The following is a 12,351-nucleotide window of genomic DNA, read 5'->3' as shown; positions in this document are numbered from 1 at the left end:
GTAGCCCGCAATATCATAAAAAAATGTACTTACAACAAGTTTTCATTGTTAAATATAGTTTTTACGTTAGCTTTTCTTTAAATTTTTGTAAATCTTCGTGAAATGATTTTGGATTTAAGCCTAGATACTTCTTTGTTCTTGTTAAATCAAAGCCAGTTATTGCTGGGCGTTTAGCTCTTTGACTTAGAGTAGCTGTAGTAATTGGCTTTATTAAGCTTTTATTTAACTTAAAAACTTCTGCTATTTGTTGTGCTATTTCATAAATACTCAACAAAGTATTCGACGACACATTAAAGACTCCTAATGCTCTTTTATCAATTGAAAGCTTGCATGCTAACGCCAAATCTTCGACATAAGTTGGCATACGAAATTGATCATTCACAATAGTTATTTCTTTTCCCTCTTCCAACATTTTTTTTACCCACAATACTATATTACTACGAGACATATCGTATACTTTTCCATATACTAATATGGTGCGTAAAATAGTGTAATCTATTGTAGATTTTGTTAAAACCTCTTCTGATTTTAGTTTTGATATCCCGTAATGACTTAACGGGTTTGGGACATCAGTCTCTTTATATGGACCGTTTTCACCACCAAAAATAAAATCTGTAGAAATATGAATTAAATGACTATTGTTTTCTTCTGCATAATTTTTTAGGTACTGAACAACACCTATATTCAATTCATCACAAGCCTCTTGATTTGTTTCACAAGCATCAACATTTGTCATTGCAGCTGTATTAACTATTACATCTGGCTTATACTCAAAAAGTTTTCTATAAATCAAATCTTCATTTGTAATATCAATTGATATATATTCAAAATCACTTCTTCCACTTCTATTTTCTCCTCTAGAAAAACCTATTACTTGGTATTTTTCTTTCTCTTCTAATAAAAGGTTTACTAAAGTTTGCCCAAGCAAACCATTACTTCCAGTTACAACAACTTTCTTCATTAAAAAATTCTTCTAAGCGTTTCTATTTGCTCTGGTCGTCCTAAAACGATTAAATTTCCACCTGCTTCTAATTTTACAGATGCTTCTGGATTGATGATATAGTCTTTATCTGGTGTACGATATCCAATTACTGTACATCCTGTCTTTTTTCTTAAATCTAAGTCTAAAATTGTCTTGTCAATATATTTTTCAGGTAAGCCATTAATAGCTACTTCTTCTAAATTTGCAGTAGTTTCTCCTTCTATAGTTAACCTATCAACAAACTCAATAACATCTGGAGTTACTACTAAAGACGCCATGTGTGAACCTCCTAGCTTATCAGGCATTATCACATTATCTGCTCCTGCAATTTTTAGTTTACTATATGAAGTTTCTTTTGATGCTCTACTAATTACTTTACAATCTTTATTTAATTGTTTTGCTGTTAACACTACAAACAAGTTATCTGCATCAGAAGGTAAAGCAGTTATTAAATTCTTAGCATTCATAATACCTGCTCTCAACAATGTTTCGTCAAGCGTTGCATCTCCTTGAATAGTTAAAGCTCCTTTTTCATCTAATTGCCTCACTATTCCATCAAACTTTTCAACTATTACTACTTGCTTCTTGTAGTTTTTTAATTTTGAAATAGCTTGTTTACCATTTCTTCCATAACCACACACAATGGTATGTCCTTGTAACTGTTCTATTTTTTTTTGCACTTTTTTTACTTTTAGTTGATGGAAAAATTGTCCGCTAATTAAATATTCTGAAAATGAAGAAACCGCATAACCAAAAATAAATAAACTAGATATTATCAGTCCTATAGTAAATATTTTCTCTCCTGTACCAAAAGGATGTACCTCTCCGAAACCAATAGTACTAATGGTTATAATTGTCATATATAAGGCATCTATTAAAGAATACCCAAAAAACACTATATAACCTAACATTCCTATCGAAACAATCAATACAGAATAAATTATAGCTTTATATAATCTTGACTTAAATACGGTGTTTATCATAAATCGAAAACAGAAGTTCTTTTAGTGTAAATCATATCTTTTAATCTCAGTAAAAATGCCATAGTTAAATACAAACCAAAAGATAAACCTACTGTTACAAACGATATGTATATAAAAAACAAACGCACATTGGTAGCTCGCATACCCAAACGGTCTGCAAACCTAGAAGACACGTTAAAACCATGTCGTTCAAAAAAATGTCGTACAGAATGTATAAATTTCATTACACTATTTTTTTCAAGATATAAAAATTCTCATTTAAAATTAAATCTTTTTCTAACTTCACTTCATTATTATATTTTTCTGAAAGACTAAAATAATCTTGATGATTTAATAATTCATAGTTCTTATTCGTTCTATAAAAATCATCTTCTATTCTCTGCCAATCTGATGCTTCAGTTTTCACCATTTCTTTATTACAAAAATCGAGTAATTTTTTAAACCCTTTAGATTTTTTTAAATCTTTTTGAAATGAAGCACTTCCTATATAATCTCCTTTTCTTTGTAACATCGAGAAGAAATCAAAAAGCTTATCGGTATCTTTTCTTGATAAAAAGAACAATACTCCTTCTATTAAAACAAATGAGGTTTTATTTTTCTTGATTCGTTTTATTTTTTCTAGCAAAACCCCTACATAATCCTTACTAAAATCAACCCCTATAAAATGAATTATTCTATCAGGTAATTCTCCTTTCTTTTGAAATTCATTTACTCTCTCTTCCTTATAACCAATAATTTCTTCCTTATCAATTTCAATATTAATTATACTTTTATCCAACAAAAACGGATACATGCTAAAACCAGATCCAAAATTAATAACTACGGCTGGTTTTAACCTTTCTATCTCCTCTAGAAAAAACCTATTTCTTAAACAATGAGCTGAAACTTCTTCTTCACAAACGTTATTAAGATATTTTTTCACTAACTCGTCTGTCCGAGAGTTACTCCAAAGTCTCGCATATACATCTCTACTTAGCTCAGCATTTAAAGACCTAAATGTTGATGTAACAAACGCTGTTTCATGTATTTCTATTCCTAAACCACTCATTAATACGCAAGATACTATTTTCAACTTATTTGTTAACAATGGTTACTTCAAAATAAATTTGGTTTTGGTAACTTTGCTGTTTTTGGTAAAATCCTCACTTTGAAAGAACAAGAATACATAGAAGTTTACGGAGCACGCGCTCATAATTTAAAAAACATTGATGTTAAAATTCCTCGTGAAAAACTAGTTGTTATTACTGGTTTAAGCGGTAGTGGAAAATCTTCTTTGGCTTTTGACACCATTTATGCTGAGGGACAACGTCGTTATATCGAAACGTTTTCTGCTTATGCTCGTCAATTTTTAGGTGGATTGGAGCGTCCTGATGTTGATAAAATCGACGGACTTTCTCCTGTAATTTCTATTGAACAAAAAACTACCAATAAAAGTCCACGTTCTACAGTAGGTACTATTACTGAAATTTATGATTTTCTCCGTTTATTATTTTCTCGAGCAGCAGATGCTTACTCATACAACACAGGCGAGAAAATGGTTAGCTATTCTGACGAACAAATCAGAAATTTAATCTTAAAGGATTTTGACGGAAAGCGCATTGCTATTCTTGCACCTTTAATTAAATCGAGAAAAGGACATTACCGTGAATTATTCGAACAAATTTCTAAACAAGGTTTTGTTCGTGTTCGTGTGGATGGTGAAATTCGTGAGATTGAAAAAGGCATGAAACTCGATCGTTATAAAACACACGATATAGAAGTAGTTATTGATCGTTTAGTTGTAAATAACACCGCAGAAAAACGTTTAGAAGAAACTATAAAAACTGCTTTATACACTGGCGACAATATCTTAATGGTGATTGATGTTGATGATGAAAAACCACGTTATTTTAGCCGTGAATTAATGTGTCCTACCACAGGGATTGCCTACCCTAATCCAGAACCAAATACTTTCTCTTTCAATTCACCAAAAGGAGCTTGCTCTCAGTGTAATGGGCTAGGAATTACAAATGAAATAAATCATCAAAAAATAATTCCAGACAGTAGTATTTCTATTAAAAATGGAGGAATTGCTCCACTAGGCGAACAAAAAAATAGTTGGATTTTCAAACAACTTCAAACTATTGCTGAACGCTATAGTTTTAAGTTAACCGACCCTATTAAAAGTATTCCAAAAGAAGCTATGGAAATTATTCTTCATGGTGGAAAAGAAAAGTTTGAAATACAATCAAAAACTGCTGGTGTTACCAGAAATTATGAAATTGATTTTGAAGGAATCATTGCCTTTATTGAAAATCAATACAAAAACTCAGAAAGCACTTCCATAAAACGTTGGGCTAAAGGTTTTATGGATGAAGTTTCTTGTTCTTCCTGTGATGGAAAGCGCTTAAAAAAAGAAGCACTTCATTTTAAAATTACCGATAAAAATATTAGTGACTTAGCGCAAATGGATGTGCTAGAATTAGCTAATTGGTTCAAGAATGTAGATAAAAAACTATCAGAAAAACAATTAACTATTGCTGCTGAAATTTTAAAAGAAATACGCACTCGAATTCAGTTTTTGTTAGATGTAGGACTAGATTATTTAACATTAGACCGTACATCAAAATCACTATCTGGTGGAGAAGCACAACGTATCCGACTTGCAACACAAATAGGTTCACAGCTAGTTGGTGTTTTATATATTTTAGATGAACCTAGTATTGGCTTACATCAACGCGATAACCAAAAATTAATTGATTCTCTAATCAAACTTCGTGATGTTGGTAATTCTGTTTTAGTGGTTGAACACGATGAAGACATGATTAAAAACGCTGACTTTGTCCTAGATATTGGCCCGGGCGCTGGCCGACATGGTGGAGAAATTGTTAGTGAAGGTAATTTTGACGATTTAAAAAGTCATGATACCCTTACTGCTGATTATTTATCCGGAAGAAAAGTAATTGAAGTTCCTAAAAAACGTCGTGAAGGAAACGGAAAAACAATTTCTTTAAAAGGTGCTTCTGGAAACAACTTAAAAAATGTTTCTGTTGAGTTTCCTTTAGGTAAAATGATTTGTGTTACTGGCGTTTCAGGTAGTGGTAAATCTACTTTAATTAATGAAACCCTCTACCCTATTTTAAATACTCATATTTATCGAGCAGTAAAAAAACCAATGCCTTATAAAAAAATTGAAGGTTTAGAGCATATTGATAAAGTAATTGATATTGATCAATCTCCTATTGGTAGAACTCCTCGTTCAAACCCCGCTACTTATACTGGAGTCTTTAGTGAAATACGAAGTTTATTTGCAAAAACTCCAGAAGCTTCAATTCGAGGTTATAAACCAGGTCGTTTTAGTTTTAATGTAAAAGGAGGACGCTGTGAAACTTGTCAAGGAGGTGGTGTTCGTGTTATTGAAATGAATTTCTTACCAGATGTTCATGTAGAATGCGAAACCTGCCAAGGAAAACGTTTTAATCGAGAAACATTAGAAATTCGCTATAAAGGAAAATCTATTTCTGATATTTTAGAAATGACAATTAATGAAGCTACAGCTTTTTTTGAGCATATCCCTAAGATATACAGAAAACTAAAAACAATTAAAGATGTTGGCTTAGGTTATATTACACTCGGACAACAATCTACTACTCTCTCTGGTGGTGAAGCACAACGTATTAAATTAGCTTCAGAACTTTCAAAAAGAGATACTGGAAATACTTTTTATATTTTAGATGAACCAACTACCGGTCTTCATTTTGAAGACATTCGTGTATTAATGGATGTTTTAAATAAATTAGCAGATAAAGGAAATACTGTCTTAATAATTGAGCATAATTTAGATGTTATTAAACTAGCCGATTATATTATAGATATAGGTATGGAAGGTGGTAAAAAAGGCGGTAAAGTACTGACTTTTGGGACTCCTGAAGAGGTTTCTGAACACAAAAAAAGCTACACTTCGAAATTCCTAAAAAAAGAGTTAAAAAAATAAAATTACAATATTTCTCATTAATAGATAGTTTATTTTATACATATTTTTTTTGATTTTAAATTAGTTTATATAAATTTATGAGCTGATTTTTTGAATAAAAGAATCAATTAAATAGTATTCCCCCCGAAATTATTTAAACATGAGAAAAGAAAAACAATCTGCCTTATTAGCGGATAATTGCCCGCTTATTTGCGAAACGTATAAGAACATAATATCTAAAATAGCTAGATTAAACCCTAATTTTAATTTTAACACGGACATTACATACAATTGTAATGGAGCTTACGATATTATAAAAAAGACAATTGAAAAAGAAACCTCTCTAAACTTTGTTGTTTTAGATTTAAAACTTTCACCTGCTAAGAACAGAAAAATTTTATCCGGTGAAGATTTAGGCCTTTTAATCAGGAAACTACTACCAAGTACAAAGCTTATTGTTTCAACTGATTGTAATGACAACTATAGAATTCACAATATATTTAAAAGCTTAAATCCTGAAGGTTTTCTTGTTAAAAGCGATTTAACTTCAAAAGAGTTAAAAAACGCTATAAAAAATGTGACAAACAATATTCCTTATTATAGTAAAACTGTTTTAAGCCTTTTGAGAAAAGAAGTTTCTAATAACTTCTCTATTGATTCAATAGACCGACAAATTCTATATAAACTTTCATTGGGTTCTAAAATGAAAGACATGCCTAATTACATACCACTTTCTGCAGCTAGCATTGAAAAACGAAAACGACATTTAAAGAAAATATTCAATGTTAAAGCTAAAGGAGACAGAGAGTTAATATTAGTAGCCAAAGAGAAAGGCTTTATTTAAGAAAATAAAAATTACGGTTTTTCCGTACTTTTTTTATGGTTTTTTTTATAAAAAAATAATTATCAACATATAGCTTTGGGAAGATTAAAAATAGCTATCCTTAAAAAACTTATTTACTTTTGAAAGACACATTAATCAATTTAGTACAAAAATTACTTAAGAAAAACAGTATTTCTTTTGACAAAGAAGAATTAGCTTTTCAAATTCAAAGCCATCCTTCTTACCCTAGTTTACATGCAATTACAGGAGTGTTAGATCATTTTAATATTGAAAATGTTGCTGCTGATGTTCCTGTTAACTCAGAAACTCTTTCTCAACTACCCGACTGCTTTATAGCTCAAATAAATGGAGACCATGGTCAAGATTTAATTGTGGCAGAAAGGAAAAGTTTAGATTACATAATTTATGATTCTGAAAACAAAAAAACAAAACTAACAGAAGGTGAATTTCTAAATAAATTTACAGGAATTATTGTTGCTGTTGAAGAAACTGAGGATTATCAAGCTTCTAAAAACAGCTCCAAACTAGTAAAAACTATTGGTTTCTCTCTACTTGCTGTTTTTGCTTTATTTTTTGTTTTTAACAATTCAACTTCGTGGTATAACACTTTTTATTTCCTACTGTCAATTACTGGAGCTGTTATTAGTGTTGCAATTATAAAACAAGAGCTTGGATTGAAAACATCTATTGGTGATGCCTTTTGTTCTGGAGCCGATGATAAAAAAGATTGTGACGCCGTATTAACTTCAAAAGGAGCGGAAATTTTAAAAGGGTACAAATTAAGCGACTTTAGTATGCTTTATTTTATTGGATTATCTCTTTTAACTTTTACTCAAATCTCTAACCCTACAATTTCATATACTATTAGTTTACTAGCTATACCTGTTACTCTCTACTCATTATATTATCAATATGCAGTAGTAAAAAAATGGTGCCTTTTATGTTTAAGCATAGTTGGAGTACTTTGGCTACAAGCATTAGCTCCTATATTAACAAGTAATTACATTAATACTTTTATACTTAGTGATTTTGTTACTTTAGGCCTTGTTGCTTCTTTTACTTGGTTAGCTTGGAGCTATATAAAACCTTTGTTTACTGAAGTACAAGAGCTTAAAAAAGAAAAAATAGCAAGTGTTAAATTTAAAAGAAACTACGCGCTATTTGATAGCCTTTTACAAAAGTCGCCTCAACTTGATACTCAGTTAACCGATAGCAAAGAAATTGTTTTTGGTAACCCAAACTCTAATCTTGAAATAACAATAGTTACCAATCCTTTTTGTGGACACTGTAAACCTGTTCATGCTCATGTTGATGAAATTATCAAAAGGTATCATAACAATGTAAAAATTAAAGTAAGGTTTAATATAAGTGTAGAAAATAAGGATAGTGATGTTGTTAAAATTACTAGTAGACTCATAGAAATTTATAATACTAAAGGAGATAAGGAATGCCTCTTAGCTATGGATGCCATTTATGAGGGACAAAAGCCTGCTGCTTGGTTAAAAAAATGGGGAGAATGTACTGACAAAGAAGCTTATACTTCAGAACTCGAAAAAGAAAAAGATTGGTGTACAAAAAATGCGATCAACTTTACTCCAGAAATTTTAGTAAACGGGAGATCATTCCCTAAAGAATATAACAGAACTGATTTAATATTATTTATTGAAGATTTAGAAGAAAACTCTCAAACTTCTAATGTTTCATTAAAAACAGCTTAAAAAAACAAAGCCCTAAAAAGGGCTTTGCGTTTTGAACAAAATTCTCTCGCGAAGAATAGACACATTGGTGAGTGTCTTTAAATGTTCGCCGCAAAAGTAACCTTAATATTTTAATTATGAAAAAACAAATTCTAAATTTAGGTAAAGCTTTAAAAAAAGCGGAACAAGCTCAAATTAACGGAGGTAGAATGCAATGTGACTCTAACAGAGATCGTGTATGTGAATACTATGGTTGGCAATGTGCTGAAACTTACTGCAGACTAATACTTGAATAGTTATGAAAAAGCAAATTTTAAACTTAGGAAAGACTTTACAAAAAGCGGAACAAAAGCAAATCAATGGAGGCAAGAGACAGTGTATTACTCCTTGGAGTAATGGTGAGTGTACCGAATACGGGTTACAATGTGCAGAACGTGAATGTCAATTAATTCCTTTTTAATCATGAAAAACCAGATTTTAAACTTAGGAAAAGCTTTAAATAAAGCAGAACAAATGTATATTAACGGAGGAAGAGATAAATGTGACTATAATAGCGATGGTACATGTGAAAGGAAAGGTCCTTTATGTGCTGAACTTTATTGCAGAATAGTCCCTTTATAGTAATAGTATAATTCTTAATTTAAAGCATAATCATGAAAAAATCAATTTTAAACTTAGGGAAATCCTTAAATAAAGCTGAACAGATCCACATTAATGGTGGTAGAAAAATGTGTGACACAAATAAAGACCAAGTATGTGAGGATTATGGTGATCACTGTGCTGAATTATATTGTGCCTTTGGACCTTTTTAGATAAAAAACATCAAAATGAAAAAACAAATTCTAAATTTAGGTATAGCTTTAAAAAAAGCGGAACAAGCTCAAATTAACGGAGGTAAAGAGCAATGCGACAGTCATTACCAATGTGGAAGTGGATATTGCTGTAATACTGCTGGTTGGTGCCAGTTATTTGGTGATCAAGGAAACACAGGGTATTTATGTGATGGAAGTATAATTTAACTAAACTAATTATGAAAAAAACGATATTAAATTTAGGTAAATCTTTAAATAAAATAGAACAAAAATTAATCAATGGTGGCGGAGCTGTAGGTTTTTGTGACGGTCAAGGTAATTGTCCATCAGGTCAATATTGTGAAGGCATATATTGTTATATAGATGATGGAGGTAGTAATGACCCTGGTGGCAACAACTGCACAGGCCCTTGGGAATTTTGTCCTAATGGAGGCGTTAGTTGCACTGGATGTTAATTATAAAAAAACTAATATTATGAAAAAACAAATTTTGAGCCTAGGAAAAGCTCTAAATAAAAACAATCAAAAAAAAATAAACGGAGGAAAAGAAATCCCTGGAGGGTGTAGAACAGACAAAGGTTATTATTGGGATCCTGTAAAAAACTGCTGTTGGACAGACCAATATGATTGTTGTTATGGTACTCCTGAATGTCCTGCCCCTTACTTATAAACCTAATTTTAAATTTAGGTAAAGCTTTAAGTAAGAATAATATCACACCTCTAGAGTTACATTTTTCTCCTGAGTGTTTAGAAACAGTAATTATTACACTAGTAAAACATGTACAATTATAGAGTACAAATCTTTTTTAAACCATATTATTCTTAGAAATTTTTTAATAACTAGGTTAGAAACTGTATATTTTTAGCCTAGTTATATCTTATACCAAAATTGAACTTGAAAAAATTCCCAAATTATAAACAAACTGAGGCTAAAGATTGTGGGCCTACTTGTATAAAAATCATAGCTAAACACTATGGTAAAACTATTAACACACAACAATTAAGAAAGCTTAGTGAAACTACTCGAGAAGGTAGTAGTTTACTGGGTTTAAGTGAAGCTGTTGAATCTATAGGCTTTAAGTCTTTAGGTATAAAATTAGCTTTTAACAAACTAAAAGAAGCCCCTTTTCCTTGTATTGTTCACTGGAACAAAAACCATTACGTGGTTCTCTACAAAATAAAAAAAGATGTTGTTTATATCTCTGATCCTGCTCATGGACTCATTACTTTTACTAAAGAAGAGTTTATCCAACACTGGATTGGTAATAACGCTGACGAAAATACAGAGGAAGGAATTGCCTTATTAGTTGAACCTACTCCTAAATTTTATCAAGAAGAGTTTGAAGAAGATGAGAAGTTTGGATTCTCATTTATTTTCAAATACCTATACAAATACAAGAAGTTTATAGCCCAATTAATAATAGGACTTCTTGCTGGTAGTTTATTACAATTAATCTTACCTTTTTTAACTCAAAGTGTGGTTGATGTAGGTATCAAAAACCAAGATTTAAACTTTGTATATCTAATTTTATTTGCTCAACTATTTTTATTCGTTGGAAAAGCTTCCTTAGAAATTATTCGAAGTTGGATTTTGCTTCACCTAAGTACTCGTATCAACATATCTTTAATTTCTGACTTTTTTATCAAACTAATGAAATTACCTATCTCTTACTTTGATGTGAGAATGACAGGAGATTTATTACAAAGAATAAATGACCATAAGCGTATTGAAAGAATTTTAACCACATCCTCTTTAACTGTGTTATTTTCTTTTTTTAATCTTATAATTTTCAGCTTAGTTTTAGGTTATTATAGTTTACAAATATTTGGAGTTTTTGTATTAGGAAGCGTACTATATTTTGGATGGGTATTGTTCTTCTTTAAAAAACGAAAAGAGCTTGATTATAAGCGTTTTTCTCAAGTAAGTCAAGAACAAAGTAAGGTTATTGAGCTTATTAATGGAATGCAAGAAATTAAACTTCATAACGCTGAAAGACGCATGCGTTGGAATTGGGAATACGTACAAGCTCGTTTATTTAAAGTAGCGACCAAAAGCCTTGCTTTAGAACAAACCCAAAGTGTAGGATCAAATTTTATTAATGAGCTTAAAAACATGTTCATTACTATACTTTCGGCAAAACTAGTTATAGATGGACAAATTACTTTAGGTATGATGATGGCTATTAGCTATATAGTTGGTCAATTAAATGGACCTATTACACAGCTAATAAATTTCATGAGAGACATACAAGATGCACAAATCTCTTTAGATAGACTAGGTGAAATACATAACATGGAAGATGAAGAAAAGCCTGGTGATGAAAAAGTAACTACCATCCCTGAAAATGCATCCATAAAATTAAATAATATTTCATTTAGATACACTGGTGGTTTAGAACCTGTTTTAAAAGATTTATCTCTTGAAATTCCAGCCAATAAAACAACGGCAATAGTAGGTGTTAGTGGCAGTGGTAAAACTACCTTAATGAAACTATTACTTGGTTTCTATCAAGTTGATCAAGGTGATATAATGATCAACAACTTTAACTTAAAAAATGTTTCACAAAAGGAATGGAGAAGGAATTGCGGAGTTGTAATGCAAGAAGGTTACATCTTTAATGATTCCATAGCTAAAAACATAGCTGTAGGTGAAGATTATGTCGATAAAGAAAAATTAGCTCATGCAATCGATGTAGCAAACATTGGAGATTATATTGAAGGCTTACCTTTAGGCTACAACACAAAAATTGGTAGTGAAGGTAACGGATTGAGTACAGGTCAAAAACAACGATTACTAATTGCTAGATCTGTCTATAAAAACCCTAAATTTTTGTTCTTTGATGAAGCTACTAGTGCATTAGACGCCAATAACGAAAAGGTTATTATGGGTAAGCTTAATGAGTTTTTTGCTGACAAGACAGCTGTGGTAATTGCACACCGATTAAGTACTGTTAAAAATGCGCATCAAATAGTAGTCCTTGAAAAAGGAAAAATCATAGAGAAAGGAAGTCACGAAGAACTAATCAAATTAAAAGGAAGTTATTACCATCTAGTTAAAAACCAACTAGATTTAGGCAAATAA

Annotated in this window: 15 protein-coding genes; 11 read left to right on the top strand and 4 right to left on the bottom strand. The window is 31.0% G+C overall.

Annotated features, from left to right (window positions below; genetic code table 11):
* Nucleotides 1–61: 61 nt before the first annotated feature.
* The 4 genes from C8N27_RS14230 to C8N27_RS14215 are packed head-to-tail and all read right to left on the bottom strand — an operon-like array spanning nt 62 to nt 3,037.
* Nucleotides 62–961, bottom strand: a complete 900-nt coding sequence (locus C8N27_RS14230; protein WP_121148324.1) for an SDR family oxidoreductase — start codon at nt 959–961, stop codon at nt 62–64.
* Nucleotides 961–1,965: a potassium channel family protein gene (locus C8N27_RS14225; RefSeq protein ID WP_099214065.1), complete on the bottom strand. Its 1,005-nt coding sequence runs from the start codon at nt 1,963–1,965 to the stop codon at nt 961–963. The genes C8N27_RS14230 and C8N27_RS14225 overlap by 1 nt, the downstream gene beginning before the upstream one ends.
* Nucleotides 1,962–2,189, bottom strand: coding sequence for a PspC family transcriptional regulator (locus C8N27_RS14220; protein ID WP_099214064.1), 228 nt, complete (start codon nt 2,187–2,189; stop codon nt 1,962–1,964). Before C8N27_RS14220 ends, C8N27_RS14225 begins: the two co-directional genes overlap by 4 nt.
* Nucleotides 2,189–3,037 (bottom strand): class I SAM-dependent methyltransferase, encoded by an 849-nt coding sequence (locus tag C8N27_RS14215; protein ID WP_244174759.1) that lies wholly within the window; start codon nt 3,035–3,037, stop codon nt 2,189–2,191. The genes C8N27_RS14220 and C8N27_RS14215 overlap by 1 nt, the downstream gene beginning before the upstream one ends.
* Before the next feature lie 75 nt (nt 3,038–3,112).
* Here C8N27_RS14215 and uvrA point away from each other — a divergent pair, with 75 nt between their 5' ends.
* The 11 genes from uvrA (at nt 3,113) to C8N27_RS14180 (ending at nt 12,351) form a co-directional block, all read left to right on the top strand.
* Nucleotides 3,113–5,938, top strand: a complete 2,826-nt coding sequence (gene uvrA, locus C8N27_RS14210) for an excinuclease ABC subunit UvrA (protein WP_121148319.1) — start codon at nt 3,113–3,115, stop codon at nt 5,936–5,938.
* Between the two features lie 139 nt (nt 5,939–6,077).
* A complete protein-coding gene (locus C8N27_RS14205) occupies nt 6,078–6,761 on the top strand; it encodes a response regulator transcription factor (RefSeq protein WP_121148317.1) in 684 nt (227 codons plus the stop codon).
* 119 nt (nt 6,762–6,880) lie between these two features.
* Nucleotides 6,881–8,479, top strand: a complete 1,599-nt coding sequence (locus C8N27_RS14200; RefSeq protein ID WP_121148315.1) for a vitamin K epoxide reductase family protein — start codon at nt 6,881–6,883, stop codon at nt 8,477–8,479.
* Nucleotides 8,480–8,595: 116 nt separating this feature from the next.
* Nucleotides 8,596–8,754, top strand: coding sequence for a hypothetical protein (locus tag C8N27_RS16005; RefSeq protein WP_164723453.1), 159 nt, complete (start codon nt 8,596–8,598; stop codon nt 8,752–8,754).
* Between the two features lie 2 nt (nt 8,755–8,756).
* Nucleotides 8,757–8,918, top strand: coding sequence for a hypothetical protein (locus C8N27_RS16000; protein WP_164723454.1), 162 nt, complete (start codon nt 8,757–8,759; stop codon nt 8,916–8,918).
* 2 nt (nt 8,919–8,920) lie between these two features.
* Nucleotides 8,921–9,079 carry a hypothetical protein gene (locus tag C8N27_RS15995; protein ID WP_167444766.1) on the top strand — a complete coding sequence of 53 codons (159 nt, stop codon included), beginning with the start codon at nt 8,921–8,923 and terminating at the stop codon, nt 9,077–9,079.
* A 32-nt stretch (nt 9,080–9,111) separates the two neighbouring features.
* Nucleotides 9,112–9,270 (top strand): hypothetical protein, encoded by a 159-nt coding sequence (locus C8N27_RS15990; RefSeq protein WP_167444765.1) that lies wholly within the window; start codon nt 9,112–9,114, stop codon nt 9,268–9,270.
* A gap of 15 nt (nt 9,271–9,285) precedes the next feature.
* Nucleotides 9,286–9,477, top strand: coding sequence for a hypothetical protein (locus tag C8N27_RS14195; protein ID WP_099214058.1), 192 nt, complete (start codon nt 9,286–9,288; stop codon nt 9,475–9,477).
* Between the two features lie 11 nt (nt 9,478–9,488).
* A complete protein-coding gene (locus C8N27_RS14190; RefSeq protein ID WP_121148312.1) occupies nt 9,489–9,725 on the top strand; it encodes a hypothetical protein in 237 nt (78 codons plus the stop codon).
* A gap of 19 nt (nt 9,726–9,744) precedes the next feature.
* Nucleotides 9,745–9,939, top strand: a complete 195-nt coding sequence (locus tag C8N27_RS14185; protein ID WP_121148310.1) for a hypothetical protein — start codon at nt 9,745–9,747, stop codon at nt 9,937–9,939.
* Between the two features lie 225 nt (nt 9,940–10,164).
* Nucleotides 10,165–12,351: a peptidase domain-containing ABC transporter gene (locus C8N27_RS14180; RefSeq protein WP_121148308.1), complete on the top strand. Its 2,187-nt coding sequence runs from the start codon at nt 10,165–10,167 to the stop codon at nt 12,349–12,351.

The sequence above is a fragment of the Tenacibaculum discolor genome, assembly GCF_003664185.1.
Taxonomy (GTDB): Bacteria; Bacteroidota; Bacteroidia; order Flavobacteriales; family Flavobacteriaceae; genus Polaribacter; species Polaribacter discolor.
Note: the sequence above shows the minus strand (reverse complement) of the source record. Positions and strands in the feature narration are given on the sequence as shown.

Coding starts and splice junctions, on each gene's coding strand:
- C8N27_RS14230 (WP_121148324.1), bottom strand. CDS start 961: ATGAAGAAAGTTGTTGTAACTGGAAGTAATGGTTTGCTTGGGCAAACT.
- C8N27_RS14225 (WP_099214065.1), bottom strand. CDS start 1,965: ATGATAAACACCGTATTTAAGTCAAGATTATATAAAGCTATAATTTAT.
- C8N27_RS14220 (WP_099214064.1), bottom strand. CDS start 2,189: ATGAAATTTATACATTCTGTACGACATTTTTTTGAACGACATGGTTTT.
- C8N27_RS14205 (WP_121148317.1), top strand. CDS start 6,078: ATGAGAAAAGAAAAACAATCTGCCTTATTAGCGGATAATTGCCCGCTT.
- C8N27_RS16005 (WP_164723453.1), top strand. CDS start 8,596: ATGAAAAAACAAATTCTAAATTTAGGTAAAGCTTTAAAAAAAGCGGAA.
- C8N27_RS16000 (WP_164723454.1), top strand. CDS start 8,757: ATGAAAAAGCAAATTTTAAACTTAGGAAAGACTTTACAAAAAGCGGAA.
- C8N27_RS15995 (WP_167444766.1), top strand. CDS start 8,921: ATGAAAAACCAGATTTTAAACTTAGGAAAAGCTTTAAATAAAGCAGAA.
- C8N27_RS15990 (WP_167444765.1), top strand. CDS start 9,112: ATGAAAAAATCAATTTTAAACTTAGGGAAATCCTTAAATAAAGCTGAA.
- C8N27_RS14195 (WP_099214058.1), top strand. CDS start 9,286: ATGAAAAAACAAATTCTAAATTTAGGTATAGCTTTAAAAAAAGCGGAA.
- C8N27_RS14190 (WP_121148312.1), top strand. CDS start 9,489: ATGAAAAAAACGATATTAAATTTAGGTAAATCTTTAAATAAAATAGAA.
- C8N27_RS14185 (WP_121148310.1), top strand. CDS start 9,745: ATGAAAAAACAAATTTTGAGCCTAGGAAAAGCTCTAAATAAAAACAAT.